The following is an 18,158-nucleotide window of genomic DNA, read 5'->3' as shown; positions in this document are numbered from 1 at the left end:
GAGCGTTTTTGAGGGAGCCCTTGAAACGCTTCTTTTCAGGCCTAACTTATACTCAAATCGAGCATAATTAGCTCGATTGGTTGAAGGAGGTTCACCATGGCGCGTTTGATCGATGCTGGTCCCGGCTGCCCTACCCCCACCCCGCTGCGCGGCAAATCCGGCGCAGAGGCGCGCGGCCTTGTCTATGACGAGGCCGTGAAGGCGGAAACCGATCCGCTCTATCCGCTGGTGCAGGATTTCGTGACGCCGATGGAATGGCCCGCGATTGCGCCGCTGGTGGCCGGTATCAACCGGCTGAAGCGTGAGAAGAACGCGGTGATCCTGGCGCACAATTACATGACGCCGGACATCTTCAGCCTGGTGGGCGATTTCCGGGGCGACAGCCTGCAGCTGGCGCGCGAAGCCGCGAAGGTGGACGCGAAGGTGATCGTGCAGGCCGGCGTGCATTTCATGGCCGAGACCTCGAAAATCCTCGCCCCGGAGAAGGCCGTGCTGATCCCCTCGCTGGAGGCGGGCTGCTCGCTCGCCAGCTCGATCACGGGCGCCGATGTGCGCCTGATAAAGGAGAAGTTCCCGAACTATCCGATCGTGACCTATGTAAATTGCACCGCCGAGGTGAAGGCTGAGTGCCACATTACCTGCACCAGCTCCAACGCGGCGCAGGTAGTGGAAGCCATCGCGAAGGAATGGAATTCGGACACGGTGATCCTGGTACCGGACCAGTATCTGGCGAAGAATGTGGCCGCCCAGACCGGCATCCGTATCCTGACCTGGCCCGGCGCCTGCGAAGTGCACGAGCAGTTCTCTGCCGAAGACGTGAAACAGCTGCGCGAGGCCCATCCGGGCGTCGTCATCCTGGCCCACCCCGAATGCCCGCCCGAAGTGCTGGAAGCGGCCGACTATGCCGGCTCAACCTCGGCGCTGGCCAATTATGTGTCGGAGAAGCGGCCCAGCAAGGTGGTCCTGCTCACCGAATGCTCGATGAGCGACAATGTGGCGGCGGAAAACCCCGGCGTGAACTTCATCCGTCCGTGCAATCTCTGCCCGCACATGAAGCGCATCACCCTGGAAAACATCTATGACTGCCTGGTGACGGGCACGCATGAGGTGACCATTCCGGAAGATGTGCGGGTGCGCGCGAAACAGGCGCTGGACGCGATGCTGGCGCTGCCGAAGATGGAGCGGCCGCTCGATTTCGTGACCGGCCTCAAGCCGATGGAACTCGAACTCGTCATCTAGTGCGTAAACCGGGTTGCCAGAGGTGGCCCGGAGGGTTGAAGTCAGCATGGCGTGTTCAGGAGGATGACCTTGCGGATGTTCGGTGGACGGATTGCAGCGGTGCTGGTGATGGCCTGCATGATGGCGAGCCCGGCGCTCGCCAATTCGGGCAAAAGCAAGGACCCGTCAGATGTGCTGGGCAGCTGGAGCTTCCAGACCAGCCCCTATCGCAGCGGCCAATGCGTGATGAGCGGCACGATGCGCCTGTCTCCGCATCCGGAAGAAGGGCGCTATACGTGCGAACTGACGGCGGTCGAGATGTGCTCCATGTGGGGCCGCTCGGTTGTGCGCCAGTCCTGCGAGGCGCGCCGGTTTGGCGACCAGGTGTCAATCCGCTCCACCATCGAGGAGATGCTGGAATCGAAATTTGAAGGCCTGCTCTATGTTCCTGACAATTTCACGCTGACGATCCAGTCTCACGAACGCATGTTCGGGGCCCTCGTCTCTGCTGTCACCGCGCCGGTGGAGTTCCGCCGCGCGAATGACGGCATTTCCTGATCGGACAGAACCATGCTTGCGGGGACAGATGACCGCCTCCAGGCCGGCGCGGGGGCCGCGACGGATGTGCTGATCGTCGGGGCGGGCCTTGCCGGCCTGTTCCTGGCGCTGAAGCTGGCGCCCCGCCCCTGCCTGGTCGTCTCGCCGGCCCCGCTGGGTCAGGCGTCCTCCTCTGCCTGGGCGCAGGGAGGCCTGGCCGCCGCGCTCCACCCGCTCGACAGCCCGGCGCAGCATGCCGCCGATACCGTGGCCGCCGGAGCGGGCCTTGTGGACCCGGTGATCGCACGGCTGATCGCCGAAGATGGCCCGGCCCGCGTGCGCGATCTGGTGGCCCTCGGGGTGCCGTTTGACCGTACGCCGGACGGGCAGCTGGCCCTGTCTCTGGAGGCAGCTCATTCCCATCCGCGCGTGGCGCGGGTTTCAGGAGACCTTGCCGGCAAGGCGATCATGGACGCGCTGGTGGCCGCCGTGGCCGCGGCCCCGCATATCGAGCTGATCGAGGGGGCGCGGGCCGAAGCGCTGTTGCAGGATGTGCACGGACGGATCGGCGGGGTCATTCTGCGAGGCAACAATGGCCGCCCGTTTGTAAAAGCGGCGCGGGAAACCGTTCTGTGCACGGGCGGGTCGGGCGGGCTTTACCGCGTGACGACCAACCCCAAGGAAGCGCAGGGCGAAGCCATCGCCATGGCGCATGTGGCCGGCGCCGTGCTGGCCGACCTGGAGTTTGTGCAGTTCCATCCCACCGGCATCGACATTGGCCGCGACCCTGCGCCGCTGGCCACCGAGGCGCTGCGCGGGGAAGGCGCCACGCTGCACAATTCTGACGGGCGCGCCTTCATGGCCGACTATCATCCGCTGGCAGAGCTTGCCCCGCGCGATGAGGTGGCCCGCGCCATTCATGCCGAGCGCGCAGCGGGACGCGGTGCATTCCTCAATTGCATCACGGCGGTGGGCGAAGAATTCCCGCACCATTTCCCGACCGTATTTGCCGCCTGCATGAGCGCGAACATCGACCCCCGCCGCGACATGATCCCGGTGGCCCCTGCCGCGCACTATCATATGGGCGGCATCGTGTCCGACCTCTGGGGACGCTCCACCCTGGACGGCCTTTCCGTATGCGGAGAGTGCTCGTCCACCGGGGCGCACGGCGCCAACCGGCTGGCCTCGAACTCGCTTCTGGAAGCGGTGGTGTTTGCCGAGCGGATTGCCCGGCGCCTGCGCGACGCAGACCTTTCCGAAGCGGGCGCCAGCAGCGGCGCCGTCACTCCGCGCCTCACCGGGCCGGACATGCTGGAACTGCGCGAAGCCATGTCGCGCCATTGCGGCGTGGTGCGCGCGGCGGGCGGGCTGACCGAGCTGCTGAACCTGATTGAGCGGCTGGAAGCCGGCTGCCCCGGCGCGCCACAGCTGACCGCCGCGCGCCTGATCGCCAGCGGCGCACTGGCCCGCACCGAAAGCCGCGGCGGCCACTTCCGCACCGACTTCCCCGAAACCGGCGCGCCCGAACGCCAGTTTGTTTTCCGCAGCGACACGCTCGCGTCAAAGGTAATCGGAGACAAGGAAGAGAACCCGGGCGGAACCTTTGGTTGCCAGCTGGCCTAGCGAACGCTAGCGTAAGCCTGCCATCATCATGGGAGGCGAACCTCATGCGCACTGGTTTCAAGACCGCAATTACTGCGATCCTCCTCTCAACATCCGCGATCTGGCAGGGCGCCGAGGCGCAGAATGACGCTCTCGGCTATTTTCCGGACCGGGCATCTCTTCACAAGGAGCTCTGGGAATCCTACGCCTACGTAACCTCTGGCGAAATCAACCCAAATGTCATCGACTGGACTATCCAATTTGCATCCGCCTACGGACGAGAAGATCTTATCCAGGACGTTGTCGCGAGATATGTCAGCCAGCCCTGCATTTCTGAAGACCCGTTCGATCCGGAGAAAATAAGAGAGGCGGTCAAGGCGCACCAAGTGACGATCATCAACGAAACCCACCATTCCCCTGATGACCGGCAGCGCATACTCGATATGGTCCCAATCTTCGCAGAGGAAGGCTTCACCTACTATGCCGCGGAAACCTTTCAGGATGGCGTTGCCACGGACGGGAATAAAACCGGGCTGGATGCGGGATTTTATTCCACGGAGCCATTTCATGGCAGGCTTCTTAGAGAACTGGCGCGCCTGGGGTTTGAGTTTGTTCCGTTTGAAGCGCGGCTAACAGACCGCGTGGACGGCGACCGGCGCATTCTGCGCGAACAGGTGCAGGCTCAGAATATTATAGATCGAATACTGAAGGAAAATCCTGAAGCAAAGATTTTGATCCATGTAGGATGGGCACATGCCTTTGAGATACCCGAGGATGAACACGGCATGGCTTGGATGGCCCAAAGACTGAAAGAAAAGTCGGGCATTGATCCATTGACTATTTCCCAGACCTTTTGCCGCGCCGCCGGAGACAAGGCGGTCCTCATTCGGAGCGACAGTGAAGGCGGAGAGGATAAGCTCTATGCAACAGACTTGGCCATCGGCGCTGCCGGATGGTCTTTCACGGACGGACGCCCAACCTGGCATCGCCGCTTGGGATTTCAGCCGGTGCCTGTTCCGGCCGTTTTAAGGGATGACGACCTGCCCGTAATCGTGGAAGCGATGCCAGAAGGCGCGGACGAGCTGACTGTTCCTGACGACAGGCTTCTGATTGCTCCTGGAGAAAGCCATGTTCTCATGCTGCCAGAGGGCACTTATGAGCTTTTCAGCTTCACGCAGGCGGGCCAGATGCGCGGCCCTGTGCGAATAGAGGTGAACTCCGTCGCGAAATGATCTGCCCGCGGGTAAACCTTCGGTCATCCCTTGTTTTTATGGAACGGGGATTGTTCTAGTGGTTTCAGATTACCAATGCGAGGCGTTTGCCGATGACACCCTATATCCCCCCTCTTTCTCCGATCATCCTTGATCCGATTGTGCGCCTGGCGCTGGCCGAAGATCTGGGACGGGCGGGAGACCTGACGACGGACGCGACCATTCCGCCGGAGACGCGGCTTTCGGTGGTGATCGCGGCGCGGAAACCCGGCGTGATTGCGGGGATGGACGTGGCCGCCTATGCCGCGCAGCTGGTAGACCCTGAGCTGAAACTGCAGATCGAAAAGCCCGATGGCAGCGCGCTGACACCCGGCGATGTGGTGGCGCGCCTTTCCGGCTCTGCGCGCTCCATCCTGATTGCCGAGCGCACGATGCTGAATTTCCTGGGCCGGCTTTCCGGCGTCGCCAGCCTGACACGGAAATATGTCGATGCAGTAGCCCATACGCAGGCGAAGGTTGTCTGTACGCGGAAGACCACGCCGGGGCACCGCGCGCTGGAGAAGCGCGCCGTGCGCTGTGGCGGGGGCACGTCTCACCGCTACGGCCTGGATGACGCCATCCTGATCAAGGACAATCATATTGCCGCCTGCGGGGGCTCGATTGCCGCGACGCTGGAGCGGGCCAAAGCCTATGCCGGGCATCTGCGGATGATCGAGATCGAGGTGGATACCCTTGCCCAGCTCGAAGAGGCGCTGAAGCATGGCGCACACGCCATCCTGCTGGACAATATGGACCTTGCACAGCTGCGCGAGGCCGTGGCGATGACCGCCGGGCGGGTGGCGCTGGAGGCTTCCGGTGGGGTAACCTTGGAGACGGTGGGCGCAATTGCCGAGACGGGCGTGAACTTTATTTCGTCCGGCGCGCTGACACATTCGGCGCCCAATCTTGACCTTGGCCTCGATGTGGTCTGACAGTCTCCGCCAGAAACACTGGCACGGCCGGTGACAGATCATGGCGGAGGAAAACATGGCAGGCGCAAACGGCCGCAAGGCAATCTTCATCACGGGCGCGGCCTCGGGCATCGGCGCGGAAACAGCGCGCTATTTTGCGCGCAAAGGCTGGTTCTGCGGCCTGTATGACATCAACGAGACGGGCCTGAAGTCGGTCGCGGCCGAGATCGGCGCAGACGCCTGCCACCTCGCCAAACTCGATGTGACCAAACGCGCCGACTGGGCCGCCGCCATGGAGGGCTTTGGCGCCGCCACTGGAGGCAAGATGGATGTGCTGTTCAACAATGCCGGCATCGGCCGCCATGGCTGGTTTGAGGATGTGCCACCCGAAGATTCCGACCTTGTGATCGACATCAATGTGAAAGGCGTGATCAACGGGGTTTATGCTGCCCTGCCCCTGCTGAAGGCAACGCCCGGCGCGCGCATCATCAACACCGCGTCAACCGCCGGCATTGTGGGCGCGCCGCAACTGGCGGTCTATTCCGCGTCGAAATGGGCCGTCCGTGGACTGACAGAAGCGCTGGACGCGGAATTCCGGGATCTGGGCATCCGTGTCACCACGCTGATGCCCTGGTTTGTGGATACGCCAATCCTCGAGATGGGGAACAAGGAAGGCGCCAATGTGAAAATGTCCGACCAGATGAAGGAAAACGGCGCCAAGGTTTATCCCGTCTCCATGGCGGCGGAGAAGGTGTGGGAAGCCGCGCAAGGCGACGACATCTATTACATGGTGGGCGGGGACGCAGAGAAGGCACGTTTCATGACACGCTGGCTGCCCGGCATTGTGCGCAAGAATATCCGGAAGAATGTTCCGGCGAGGGATTAACGCCGGATCGCCAGGGCGAGGCCATCATGGCCCTTGAGGCCCACCTGCTGAAGCACGATCGCTTCAAACTGCGGGTGGGCTGAAAGCTCTGCAAGGAAGCGCGCAGCGCCCTTCGCCAGGGGATCATCCGCCAGCGGATCAAGCACCGCGCCCTTGCGCACAACATTGTCTGCCAGCAGCAATCCGCCAGGGCGCAACAGGCGCGCGGCCTCCGCAAGATATTCCGGATACTCATCCTTGTTGGCGTCAAGGAAAACGAGATCGAAGGGGCCGGTGAGGCTGGCCAGCGACGCAAGTGCCGGGCCGGGCAGGATCAGCGTCTGTGAGCCGATGCCGGCCTCGTTGAACGATGTGCGGGCGAAGGCGGCATAGGCGGGGTCGAGTTCCAGCGTAACCAGCTCGCCATCGGCCTGAAGCGCGCGGCCAAGCCATACGCCGGAATAGCCGCCCAGCGTTCCGATTTCCAGAATACGGCGGGCGCCGATGAGTTTGGCGAGCAGGTAGAGCAGCTTCCCCTGCCCGGCTGACACTTCAATGTGCGGCAGGCCCGCCTCTGCGGCCCGCTGGCGCAGCCGGATGAGCGCCTGATCCTCGGATCCAAAAAGGCCGTCGATGAACTGATCGACGGCCTCAAAGATCTGGTTGTCTGCCATGGCCTACTGGGCGGCGGCGCGGGCGGCTTCGAGCTGGCGGGCGAGATAGTCGTCGATGACAACCGGCGCGGGCACAGCGGCCTCCTCGGCGACCGGCGCGGCCTCAGCCGGAGCGTCCGCCTTCACGGTTTTCACCGTCTGCACCGACATCAGGCGCGGCGCAGGCGCCGAGACCGTGCGGGTGGAGGTGGTGACACCGGCGGGCGCAACCGTGGGCGTGATGGTGTAATAGCCGTCATCGGCCGCGCTGGAGGCGTCTGCAAAGAGCAGGCCTTCGTCGAGGGCGGCCATATCGGCTTCCTTCGTGGCGTCGAGCTCAGCCAGGCGCAGTTCGGTCTGGCGCTTGCGGGCCTCGAAATTGCGCTCCACGCTCGCCCATTCGGCGCCGCGCGGGAAACGGTAGAAGATGTGCAGGCCAACCTGCTTGGTCTTGATCAGGCCGGCATTCCAGACCGGATCAACATAGGTGGCGTGATAATGGGTGGCCCCGCCCGTGCGGTCCTCATTGAGGCCCATCATGACATGCGCGGCAATCCGCTGGGCCCGGTCCCACGCCTCCCCGGCCGGCTTGTTCCGGTCCATCGACCCGTCACAGGTGAAGGTGAACTGGCAGCCGGTGGTGCGGGTGGCGCCCTGGAACACGACGCCGCAAACGCTGTCGGGATAGCGATGGTCGCGAACGCGGTTGGCGATCACTTCGGCCACGGCGATCTGGCCGTTGATCGGCTCCCAGGCCGATTCGTAATAGACGGCCTGCGCCATGCACATCATTTCAGCGTCGATCGTTTCGGCGCGCTGGATCTGCTCAGGGCGGAAAGAAGCAAGCGATGCGAGGGCCGCGCCATCGCGGTCGCGCATGGCATAGCGGCTCATCGAGGAGTCGATGTCGCGCTTCAGGGTGTATTCGACCGTGCGCAGCCAGGGCGAGTCCATCAGGGCCGGCGTGTGGCCGGCGGTGCGGACAGCAAGGCCGCCATCTTCATAGAGGGCAAGACGCTCGGCTTCGGCGCGGAATTCCGCGTCGGCGCGCAGGCCTGCCTGTTGTTCAGAAATCGCCGGAAGCGAAACGGACGCTGTAACCGCTACAACGGCAACCATGCCGCCGCGAATGAAAACGTCGCGCTGTTCCTGGTCGGTCATTCCAAGCCACCACCGTGTGAGCTTTTCACGCAGCCCTTTAACCCGGGACACACTCACCCGGCCTGGTTTAAGAAACCTTAACATCACCGCTCCTCTTTATCCCCGGCCGGCAATTATTGGTTTGCCTGAAGCCCCGGAGTGTCCGAGATTTATTCGTTTCTATTCGGCCGAAAGTGCCCGGCCAGACCCCGCAGGGACCGGAGGGACTTGGCCCACCCGCAACTATCTAGCAATATTTCAGCCAGATTCCTGAGTGACAATTCAGAAAGCCTTGGAACCGGGCCGAATCCCGGGATTCGCGCATCACACGAATAAACCGGTATAATTATCTGAAAAATAAAAGGAAAACGGAGCCGCAAGCGGCTCCGTTCCCTGTGCATGAAATGTCAAGTTGTTGCACAAATGCAACGTTCAAGGCCATCCGGCTTTTGGGCCGAACCGCCCGGAAGCGCTACTTTTTCGCTCCGCGGATGGCGGCCTGTGCCGCTGCGAGACGGGCAATCGGCACCCGGTAAGGCGAGCACGACACGTAATCGAGACCGGCGCGGTGGCAGAATTCGACCGATGCCGGGTCCCCGCCATGTTCACCGCAGATCCCCAGCTTGATGTCGCCCCGCGTCTTGCGGCCGCGCTCGGCGGCGATCTTGACGAGTTCGCCCACGCCTTCCTGGTCCAGGGTGACGAAGGGGTCTTTCTCGTAGATGCCCTTTTCCGAATAGGCCGGCAGGAACTTGCCTGCGTCGTCACGGGAGATGCCGAGGGTGGTCTGGGTGAGATCGTTGGTGCCGAAGGAGAAGAATTCGGCGGCCTGCGCGATTTCCCCTGCCGCGAGCGCGGCGCGGGGCAGCTCGATCATCGTGCCGACCATGTAATCAAGTGTGACGCCCGTTTCGGCGAAGACCTTCTTGGCCGTCTCGTCCACCAGCTTTTTCAGGATGTCGAGTTCGCGGTGGGTGGCCACCAGCGGGATCATGACTTCCGGAACCGGCTTCAACTTGCCTTCCTTCGAGACATTCACAGCCGCCTCGAAAATGGCGCGGGCCTGCATCTCGTAGATTTCAGGATAGGTGATGCCGAGGCGGCAGCCGCGATGGCCGAGCATCGGGTTGGACTCGTGCAGATCTGCCGCGCGGCGGCGCAGCTCCTCAGCGCTGAGGCCGGACGCCTTGGCCACACCGGCAATATCTTCATCGGTATGCGGCAGGAATTCATGCAGCGGCGGATCAAGCAGGCGGATGGTGGCCGGGCGCTCGCCCAGGATGTGGAAGATTTCCTCAAAGTCCGAGCGCTGCATCGGCAGCAGCTTGGCAAGCGCCTCGCGGCGGCCCGTCTCGTCATTGGAGAGGATCATCGTGCGCACGGCCGGGATACGCTCTTCCTCGAAGAACATATGCTCGGTGCGGCAGAGGCCGACACCTTCGGCGCCGAATTCGACCGCGGTACGCGTGTCCAGCGGCGTTTCGGCATTGGCGCGAACCTTCAGCTTGCGGCGCTTGTCGGCCCAGCCCATCAGCTCGCCGAAATCACCCGAAAGGTCGGGATTGATCAGCTCGACCGCGCCGGCGATGACGCGGCCATTGACGCCGTCCACCGTGATCATGTCGCCCTTCTTGAAGCTGCGGCCACGGGCGGTGAACTCGCCTTTGGCGGTGTCGATGCGCAGGTCCGACGCGCCGCAGACGCAGGGGCGGCCCATGCCGCGCGCCACAACAGCGGCGTGGCTGGTCATGCCGCCACGCGCGGTAACGATGGCGCGGGCAGCGTGCATGCCCTTGATGTCGTCCGGGCTCGTCTCGACACGGACGAGGATCACATCCTCGCCCTTGGCCGCCATATGGAAGGCTTCTTCGGAATCGAACACGACCTTGCCGACGGCGGCGCCGGGGCTGGCGGGCAGACCCTTAAAGGCTACATCATAGTTCGGCTTGCCGAGCTTCTTGTTCTCGTCATCGCTGGGGATGCGCGGGTGCAGCAGCTGGTCAAGGGCCGCCGGGTCAATCCGCAGCAGCGCCTCATCTTCCGTGATCAGACCTTCGCGAACCATGTCCACGGCAATCTTCACGGCGGCAGCGGCGGTGCGTTTGCCATTACGGGTCTGCAGCATGTAGAGCGTGCCGTCTTCGACGGTGAACTCGATGTCCTGCATGTCCTTGTAGTGACGCTCGAGCGTGGCGGCGACTTCGACCAGCTGTTTGTAGACCGCCGGCATCGCCTCTTCGAGCGGGGCATCGGAGGAGCCGAGCGTGTTGGCGCGCTCCCGCGAGATCGGCGCAGGCGTGCGGATGCCGGCAACAACGTCCTCACCCTGAGCATTGATCAGGTATTCGCCATAGAAAATCGGCGAGCCATTGGACGGGTCGCGCGTGAAGGCAACGCCGGTGGCAGAGGTGTCCCCCAGATTGCCGAACACCATGGACTGCACGTTGACAGCCGTGCCCCAGCTTTCGGGAATATCGTTCAGCTTGCGATAGATGATCGCGCGGTCCGACATCCAGGAATTGAACACTGCGGAAATGGCGCCCCAGAGCTGTTCGCGCGGGTCTTCCGGGAACGGGCGGCCGAGTTCCTTCTGCACGGCCTCCTTATAGCGGACGATGACCTCTTTCCAGTTATCGGCCGAGAGGTCCGTGTCGAGGTCGAGGCCTTCGCGCTCTTTATAGTCATCGAGGATGTGTTCGAACTCGTCATGGCCCATGCCGAGGACGACGTTGGAATACATCTGGATGAAACGGCGATAGCTGTCATAGGCGAAGCGGTCGCCTGCCTTGCCCGCGAGGCCGGCGGCAACTTCCTCATTGAGGCCAAGGTTGAGCACCGTGTCCATCATGCCCGGCATCGAGGCGCGCGCGCCCGAGCGGACGGAGACGAGCAGCGGATTGGCCGGATCGCCAAAGCCCTTGCCGGTCTTGGCTTCAAGGTCTGCCAGCGCAGCGGCGACCTGGGCCTCCAGCGTGGCGGGATAGGCGCGGGCATTTTCGTAATACGCAACGCAGACAGCCGTTGAAATCGTGAAGCCGGGCGGCACAGGCAGGCCCAGCTTTGCCATTTCGGCAAGGTTTGCGCCCTTGCCCCCGAGCAGGTTACGCATCGAGGCATCGCCATCGGCGGTTCCGCCTCCGAAAGCGTAAACCCATGTTTCGTCAGCGTTTTTTACTGCGGCGTTGCTCATACGAAGCGTTCCCCGTGTTCAGCTTTGATCTTCCGGCCCCCAAGGCTGGCGGCCAGCTTGCAAGTCCTATGCTGCATGCGCGTGCGAATTGCCAGTCATGCAAATGCCGCGCCCTCTTATCGGGCCCCTATATCGGTAGGATGGGGCCGCCTCAGCCCTCGATTTTCGAGAAATCGGCCACCTTGTGGAGCGCGCCGCGCACCGCCAGCAGCAGAGCGAGACGGTTTTCCCGCACTTTGGCATCCGAATCGTTGACCATTACGCCGTCCAAATACGCATAAACTGGCCCGCGCAGGCCAGCGAGCACGCTCATGGCGCCAACAAAGTCCTCCGCCTTGAGGGGCGCTTCGAGCGCGGCTTCGGCCTCGCTCAGCGCTTTCCAGAGCGCCTGCTCCTCGGCGGGGCCCTTGGCGATGAGCGCGGGATCGACCGTCAGCCCTTCCAGCAGCGCGCCCTTCTTCTCTTCGGCCTTGAGGATGTTGGCCGCGCGGCGATAGCCCGCCAGCAGCGTGGCACCATCCTCGGTGGCGAGGAAGGCGGCGAGCGCCTCGACGCGCTTGACGATGAGGACGAGGTCATCCTCGCCGAGGGCGAAGACGGCGTCGATCAGATCGTGGCGCTTGCCCTGGTCGCGGAGGACTTGCTTGAGGCGATCGGCGAAGAAGGCAGGAAGATCAGCAGTTACATAATCGTACAAGTTCTTTCGAACTTGGATCACGCCTACCTCTGCTACATCGCCAGAAAAGCCGACTGGACCAGATGCCGATACATCAACACCTGTATTGTCCATATGCAGGATGAAGGTTTCGCGCAGTGAAAACCGAACCTTGTTTTCTAACACCAACCGAACCACCCCCAACGCTGCTCTGCGCAGCGCAAACGGATCTTTCGAACCGGTGGGTTTTTCATCAATCGCCCAGAAGCCGACGAGGGTGTCCAGCTTGTCGGCGAGGGCGACGGCGATGGAAACCGGATCGGTAGGGACCGAGTCGCTTGGGCCTTGGGGTTTGTAATGGTCGCGGATGGCGTCGGCGACGCGGGCGTCTTCACCGGCGGCCAGGGCGTAATAGCGGCCCATCACGCCCTGAAGTTCCGGAAACTCTCCGACCATTTCGGAGACGAGATCGGCCTTGGCGAGGCGCGCGGCGCGTTCTGCCAGATCAGGGTCTGCGCCCACTTTCGGGGCGAGTTCGCGGGCGAGCGCGGCGACGCGTTCCACCTTGTCACCCAGGCTGCCAAGTTCTTCCTTGAAGGCGATGATTTTCAGCTTTTCGCCCATCGCCTCCAGCGGCGTCGCCTTGTCCTTCTCCCAGAAGAAGCGGGCATCCGAGAGACGCGCGGAGAGAACGCGGGCATTGCCCTCAGCGATCTTCTTGCCGCCATCGCTGGCGGAGATATTGGCGACAACGATGAAGTTTGGCGCGAGCTTGCCGGTCTTCTTCGAATTGGCCGCGAAGTATTTCTGGTGCGTGCGCATCGAGAGGGTTATGACCTCTGGCGGCAGGTCCAGGAAATCCGGATCCATCTGCCCAAGGACGACCACGGGCCATTCGGCAAGCCCGGTCACTTCTTCCAGAAGGCCCTTGTCTTCGATCCATTGCAGGCCCGCGCTGGCGCAGACCCTGGCGATGCCCTCAAGGATCATCCTACGGCGATCCTCGCGGGAGAGGATCACATGCCCCTTCCCTTCCAGCTGAGCCTTATAATCCGCCCACCCCGTAACCGTGTAGGGCCCGCGGCCATGCACGCGGTGGCCTTCGGTGGTGTTGCCGCTGGCAACGCCGCCCACTTCCAGGGGAACGATCTTGCCATCCAGCACACAGACAATGCCCTGCAGCGGACGCACCCAGCGAAGCTCCCCGGTGCCCCAGCGCATGGATTTGGGCCAATGGAATTCGCGGATGATGGCGGGCACAGCCTCGGCGATCACATCCTTCGCGTCCCGGCCCGGAACGGTGGAATAGGCAACGTAGAAGTCGCCCTTCTTGGGATCGGAAACGACCTGCGCTTCGCTGATATCCTTCAGCCCTGCCCCGCGCAGGAAGCCGGCCACGGCCTGTTCCGGCGCGCCCACCTTGGGGCCTTTCTTCTCTTCGCGCACATCGACAGAGCGCGCGTCCAGCCCTTCGATCACTGCCGTGAGGCGACGCGGGCCGGAAACGGCAAAGGCATTCTTCCAGCCAAGGCCAGCCTCTTTCAGCTTGCCCGTCAGGGCGGCCAGAAGGTCAGCCTCCGCCTTCGCCTGCATGCGCGCGGGGATTTCTTCGGAGAAGAGTTCGATCAGGAGTTCGGACATGGGCCCTGCAATCGCCGGAATTAGGGGTGGGCACGGCTTACAGCTACGGGCGGCAGGGTCAAGCGGGCGGGGCTATGGATTGCGCAGCGGCCGCCGGCCTCAGACCCCGCAGGTGCCCTCGATGGGGATGATTTCACCCTGTACCGGGTCCACAATCCGGATTGTGCCTTCATAGGCGCGGTATTCGAAGCCTTCGTCCGTTTCCGTCAGCGTCAGCTGAACTTCTACCGGCCGCTCGGCATTGCGGTAGGTCCAGATGGCGGCGCCCTCCTGTTCTGTCTTGGAGACCTCTTCCAGGCCGACCGCCTGCCCGTCCAGCCCGATGGCCGCAGGCGCCGGAACACCGGCGATTTCGGTGATGAACAGCGCGCCGCCGAGCTCGCCGTTTTCGGCCTGACGCTGGAAGCGGCAATAGATTTCAACGGTGGTGGGCTCAAACGGCGTGAGCGCCAGAGTGTCTGCGGTGTCAGGCTCACCCGCAGGCGGAGTTTGCGCGGCTGCCCCCACCGCCGGAGAGTGGGAAGCCGCCGCCTCCGGCGTCCCCGCGCTCACGCTTTCCGCCTGGGGGGAAGGCTTGCAGGCAGCGGCGGAGGCCGCCAGCGTCAGCGCAAACAGGGCGTAAAATGATTTCATCGGAAATCTCCTCTGGCGCTATCAACGCCTGAGCCCGAGATCCGTTCACCCGAAGTTTCAGGCCTGCTGCTCGGCCCACTGGGCAGCGGCGCCGCGCGCAAGGTCTCGCACCCGGGCGATATAGGCTTGCCGCTCGGTCGGGCTGATGGCGCCGCGGGCGTCGATCAGGTTGAAGGTGTGCGAGGCTTTCAGGGCATAGTCATAGGCGGGCAGCGGTTTGCCGGCCTCGCGCAGGGCGACCGACTGGCTTTCACAATCGGCAAACCAGCGCTTCAGCATCTCCACATCGGAATGCTCGAAGTTGAAGGCGCTCTGCTGGCGCTCGTTTTCCAGGAACACGTCGCCATAGGTCAGCGGAACGGCCGAGTCCGGATCGTTGAAAGGCAGATCGTAGACATTATCGACGCCGAAAACATACATGGCGAGGCGTTCCAGGCCATAGGTCAGCTCACCGGAAACCGGGAACACGTCGAGCCCGCCAACCTGCTGGAAATAGGTGTACTGGCTGACTTCCATCCCATCGCACCACACTTCCCAGCCAAGGCCCCAGGCGCCGACGGTGGGGTTTTCCCAGTCGTCTTCGACGAAACGGATATCATGCACCGCCGGGTCGATGCCGATGCGGTAGAGGCTTTCGAGATAGAGATCCTGAAGGTTTGGCGGGTTCGGCTTCAGGATGACCTGATACTGGTAATAATGGCCGAGCCGGTTGGGGTTTTCGCCATAGCGGCCATCCTTGGGGCGGCGGCTGGGCTGCACATAGGCGGCGCGCCAGTTCTTGGGGCCCAGCGCGCGCAGCACGGTGGCCGGATGCAGCGTGCCGGCACCGACTTCCATGTCATAAGGCTGAAGGATCGCGCAGCCCTGCGCCCCCCAATAGGCCTGCAGCGTCAGGATCAGGTCCTGGAAGGATTTCGGCTTGGCGTAGGCTTTTGGGGCAGACATGCGGGGCGTTCCGGCGTTTGATACACTCCCGCACCTAGCGCCGCCCGGGAAAGTTCGCAACCGGGCGCCGCCTACCACCAGCCTTTCTTCTTGCCCGGGCTGTTATGGTCACGCGTGCCGAAGGCGCCGTAGATGGCGATGAACAGGCCAAGCGCCAGGCTGGCGATGAAGAGAAAGGTGAACATGGGAGCGGTCCCCCGGCGTCAGATTGCCGTCAGGTTCAGTTTGAGGGCTTTTCTGCGCGGTTCAAGGGTAAATCGCCGCTACCATGCTACGGGATGGCCTTCGATGATAGCCTGGGCTGCCGGTGTTCGCGCGCTGCCGTCGTCCGTATGCGTGATCAGGGGCGGCAGAAGGGTGAGCGGGCCGCGCTTCAGCCCCTTGCGGCCGCGCACCAGTACGCGCCGGGCTGGCTCGCCTGTCTTGGAGGCAACCGGTAGTACGGTAATCTCGCCCGCCTGACGGTCCAGCTGGGCCAGGATGCGGGCAAGCTCGGCCGCGCGGTGGACAAGGATCACCGGGGCGCGGGGCTTTGCGGCATGAATCATCGCCTTGATCCACCCTTCCAGCGGGAGGGTCTCGATATAGGCCGCCGCCTTCCCTTCCCCCGGCTGCGAAATTTTTCCGGGTTCAAAATAAGGCGGGTTGGCAAACACAAGGTCAAAGCGGTTTTCGTGGGGCTTAACCCATTCTGACGCTTCGGTATTTTCGATAGTGACGCGGGGGGAAAACCCGTTCAGGCGGGCGCCCTCTCGGGCCATTCTCGTGACATTTTCGGACAATTCGAGACCGGTGAACGCCACGCCCGGCATCCTCCAGGCCGCCGGCAGCAACGCGCCGCCACATCCGCAGCCAAGCTCCAGCGCCTCGCCCTTGTCCAACACCGGCAGCGCGGCGGCGAGAAGGAGGGAATCAAAGCCTGTGCGAAAGCCCTTCACCGGCTGAACGAGGCGGACCCGGCCCTGATAGACAGTGTCTTCCGTGGTCTCGTCTTCGGGCGCGGTCATAGCCGCCTCAGGGCGACTTCGCTGACGAGATGGTCTGCCCCCTTGCGCAGAATGAGATCGGCGCGCGGGCGGGTGGGCAGGATATTCTCGTGCAGGTTTTTCAGGTTGATGTTCTCCCAGAGGCCGATGGCGGTTTGCAGGGCTTCGGCTTCAGAGAAGGTGGAATACCGGTGGAAGTAGGACTCCGGGCTGCGGAAGGCGGTTTCCCGCAGGCGCATGAAGCGGGCGATATACCATTCCCGCAGCAATTCCTCATCGGCATCGATATAGATCGAGAAGTCGAAGAAATCCGACAGGAAGGGCACGATCTTGCCATCGCGGGGCAGGTCCCGCGTCTGCAGCACGTTCAGCCCCTCGAAGATCAGGATGTCCGGCCGGTCGACCGTCACGTATTCGCCGGGGATCACGTCATAGGTCATGTGGGAATAGACCGGCGCGCGGACATTGCGCTCGCCCGACTTGATGGTGGAGAGGAAGCGCAGGAGCGCGCCGACATCATAGCTTTCCGGAAAGCCCTTGCGCTGCATCAGCCCCTGCGCCTGCAGCACAGCGTTGGGATAGAGGAAGCCGTCTGTGGTGACGAGATCGACCTTCGGGCTGGCAGGCCAGCGGCCGAGCAACTCCTTGAGGATACGGGCGGTGGTCGATTTGCCGGCCGAAACCGAGCCGGCCATGCCGATGATGAAGGGCGAGGGTGCAGCATCGGGCGTGCTGAAGAAGGCGCGGCGCTGATGGAAAAGGCGCTGGACCGTCTCGACATGCGCCGAGAGCAGCCGGGATAGTGCCAGATAGATGCGGCGCACCTCGTCCAGATCAACCGGATCATAAAGGGAGGAGAGGCGGCGGACTTCATCCTCGGTAAGCGTCAGCGGTGTATCGGCCCGGAACTGCGCCCATTCGGCGGCTGTGAAGACATGATAGGGCGAATACCTGCCCGCCGGTTCAAGCTGGTGCATAGGCGCGATCCCGTCGGCTCCGAAATGTCCCGGCAAGGCCCGGACGCCTGCCGAAGATATAAGAGGATCGGCCATACGCGCTACACCCCTAGTTAAATTCGGGATTTTCTCTTGAGGACTTTGGCCCGCGGTTCAAGTCCGACGCAAGGGAAGGAAAACGGGCCTCTACTCCCGGCGCAATTCGGCAAGCAGGGCATCGGCGCGCAGCTTGTCGTCGCTCTTAACCATCAGCCTGCGCGGAAATGCGCCGATATTGCCCTCGACCGCCGAGATATGCTGATCGGCAACAAAGCCCTCTATGCCCGCCTCTGCCAGCAGATGCTGGGCATAGGACAGCTTAACCGGGTCGTTGGTGCGGAGTACTTCTTCCATTACTGGATCTGGCCGCGCAGGTTCATATCGACCGAGCGGGCATCATAAACGGTGGCCTTGTCGGGCTTGGGATTGGCGCCGGTGACGATCTCCAGAACCGCCGTAGCTTTTCCGCTCGAGCTTCCCCCGCCCAGCGGGATGCCGAAACCCACCCCGACGCCAACGCTGGACGAGCGCCCGTAAGAACCAGTGCCGCCGCCGATGCTGATGGAGGAGCCGCCGCTGCGGTTTGCCTCGGCGTCCAGATATTCGGAGGTGACCTCAAACCAGTCCCTGCCCTCCATGAGCGTGATCTCGGACGCTCGCAGCAGCGCCAGATTGCGCGCCTTGCCGGGGTCCTGGTCAGTGTAGGCAATCCTGTGCCGGCCCGCCTCGATCTGCTGGGAGGTGTAGCCCATGGCGCCTTCCCTGGCGGCCGGGCCGTAAACCGGGGTTGTGGCGCAGGCGGCCAGCGAAAGCGCCCCGAGGGCAATGAGCAGAGGTTTCATGGGGGTCATACCGAACTAAACGCACCGACCTGTCAGGTGGTTGCACGCTATCCTATTGCCGCGCCCGCGCCAATGCGCTCAAAGGCATGCGGCCC

16 protein-coding genes are annotated in these 18,158 nt (G+C 63.1%); 6 read left to right on the top strand and 10 right to left on the bottom strand.

The window, feature by feature from the left end:
• The first annotated feature begins 96 nt into the window (after positions 1-96).
• The 6 genes from nadA (at position 97) to HPO_RS00755 (ending at position 6,404) form a co-directional block, all read left to right on the top strand.
• Positions 97-1,239, top strand: coding sequence for a quinolinate synthase NadA (gene nadA, locus HPO_RS00780; protein ID WP_035593289.1), 1,143 nt, complete (start codon positions 97-99; stop codon positions 1,237-1,239).
• Between the two features lie 75 nt (positions 1,240-1,314).
• Entirely contained in the window at positions 1,315-1,776 is a 462-nt protein-coding gene (locus tag HPO_RS00775) for a hypothetical protein (RefSeq protein ID WP_233349337.1), read from the top strand.
• Between the two features lie 12 nt (positions 1,777-1,788).
• Positions 1,789-3,378 (top strand): L-aspartate oxidase, encoded by a 1,590-nt coding sequence (locus tag HPO_RS00770; protein ID WP_051612126.1) that lies wholly within the window; start codon positions 1,789-1,791, stop codon positions 3,376-3,378.
• Between the two features lie 44 nt (positions 3,379-3,422).
• Positions 3,423-4,589, top strand: coding sequence for a hypothetical protein (locus HPO_RS00765; protein WP_035593286.1), 1,167 nt, complete (start codon positions 3,423-3,425; stop codon positions 4,587-4,589).
• A 92-nt stretch (positions 4,590-4,681) separates the two neighbouring features.
• Positions 4,682-5,539, top strand: a complete 858-nt coding sequence (gene nadC, locus HPO_RS00760) for a carboxylating nicotinate-nucleotide diphosphorylase (RefSeq protein WP_035593283.1) — start codon at positions 4,682-4,684, stop codon at positions 5,537-5,539.
• Positions 5,540-5,594: 55 nt separating this feature from the next.
• Positions 5,595-6,404 (top strand): SDR family oxidoreductase, encoded by an 810-nt coding sequence (locus tag HPO_RS00755; RefSeq protein WP_035593625.1) that lies wholly within the window; start codon positions 5,595-5,597, stop codon positions 6,402-6,404.
• Here the strand turns inward: HPO_RS00755 and HPO_RS00750 are convergent.
• From HPO_RS00750 to HPO_RS00705, 10 genes are all read right to left on the bottom strand, one after another.
• Positions 6,401-7,057 (bottom strand): O-methyltransferase, encoded by a 657-nt coding sequence (locus HPO_RS00750; RefSeq protein ID WP_035593280.1) that lies wholly within the window; start codon positions 7,055-7,057, stop codon positions 6,401-6,403. The genes HPO_RS00755 and HPO_RS00750 overlap by 4 nt on opposite strands.
• 3 nt (positions 7,058-7,060) lie before the next feature.
• Positions 7,061-8,197, bottom strand: coding sequence for a cell wall hydrolase (locus HPO_RS00745; RefSeq protein WP_241767843.1), 1,137 nt, complete (start codon positions 8,195-8,197; stop codon positions 7,061-7,063).
• 451 nt (positions 8,198-8,648) lie between these two features.
• Complete coding sequence (ppdK, locus tag HPO_RS00740; RefSeq protein WP_035593274.1) at positions 8,649-11,366, bottom strand: pyruvate, phosphate dikinase; 2,718 nt, start codon at positions 11,364-11,366, stop codon at positions 8,649-8,651.
• A 151-nt stretch (positions 11,367-11,517) separates the two neighbouring features.
• The gene (glyS, locus tag HPO_RS00735; protein ID WP_035593271.1) at positions 11,518-13,662 is read right to left on the bottom strand and encodes a glycine--tRNA ligase subunit beta; all 2,145 of its coding nucleotides are present in this window, start codon (positions 13,660-13,662) and stop codon (positions 11,518-11,520) included.
• 99 nt (positions 13,663-13,761) lie between these two features.
• Positions 13,762-14,295, bottom strand: a complete 534-nt coding sequence (locus tag HPO_RS19440; RefSeq protein WP_051612125.1) for a hypothetical protein — start codon at positions 14,293-14,295, stop codon at positions 13,762-13,764.
• A gap of 57 nt (positions 14,296-14,352) precedes the next feature.
• Positions 14,353-15,240: a glycine--tRNA ligase subunit alpha gene (locus HPO_RS00725; RefSeq protein ID WP_035593263.1), complete on the bottom strand. Its 888-nt coding sequence runs from the start codon at positions 15,238-15,240 to the stop codon at positions 14,353-14,355.
• Between the two features lie 263 nt (positions 15,241-15,503).
• On the bottom strand, positions 15,504-16,247 hold the full coding sequence (locus tag HPO_RS00720) for a tRNA1(Val) (adenine(37)-N6)-methyltransferase (protein WP_035593260.1): 744 nt from the start codon (positions 16,245-16,247) through the stop codon (positions 15,504-15,506).
• Complete coding sequence (gene coaA, locus HPO_RS00715; RefSeq protein WP_035593256.1) at positions 16,244-17,203, bottom strand: type I pantothenate kinase; 960 nt, start codon at positions 17,201-17,203, stop codon at positions 16,244-16,246. The genes HPO_RS00720 and coaA overlap by 4 nt, the downstream gene beginning before the upstream one ends.
• A 165-nt stretch (positions 17,204-17,368) precedes the next feature.
• Positions 17,369-17,575 carry a putative signal transducing protein gene (locus tag HPO_RS00710; RefSeq protein ID WP_035593253.1) on the bottom strand — a complete coding sequence of 69 codons (207 nt, stop codon included), beginning with the start codon at positions 17,573-17,575 and terminating at the stop codon, positions 17,369-17,371.
• The gene (locus tag HPO_RS00705) at positions 17,575-18,063 is read right to left on the bottom strand and encodes a CC0125/CC1285 family lipoprotein (RefSeq protein WP_035593619.1); all 489 of its coding nucleotides are present in this window, start codon (positions 18,061-18,063) and stop codon (positions 17,575-17,577) included. Before HPO_RS00705 ends, HPO_RS00710 begins: the two co-directional genes overlap by 1 nt.
• Positions 18,064-18,158: the final 95 nt, after the last annotated feature.

The organism is Hyphomonas polymorpha PS728 (assembly GCF_000685315.1).
In the GTDB taxonomy this organism is placed as follows: domain Bacteria; phylum Pseudomonadota; class Alphaproteobacteria; order Caulobacterales; family Hyphomonadaceae; genus Hyphomonas; species Hyphomonas polymorpha.
Note: the sequence above shows the minus strand (reverse complement) of the source record. Positions and strands in the feature narration are given on the sequence as shown.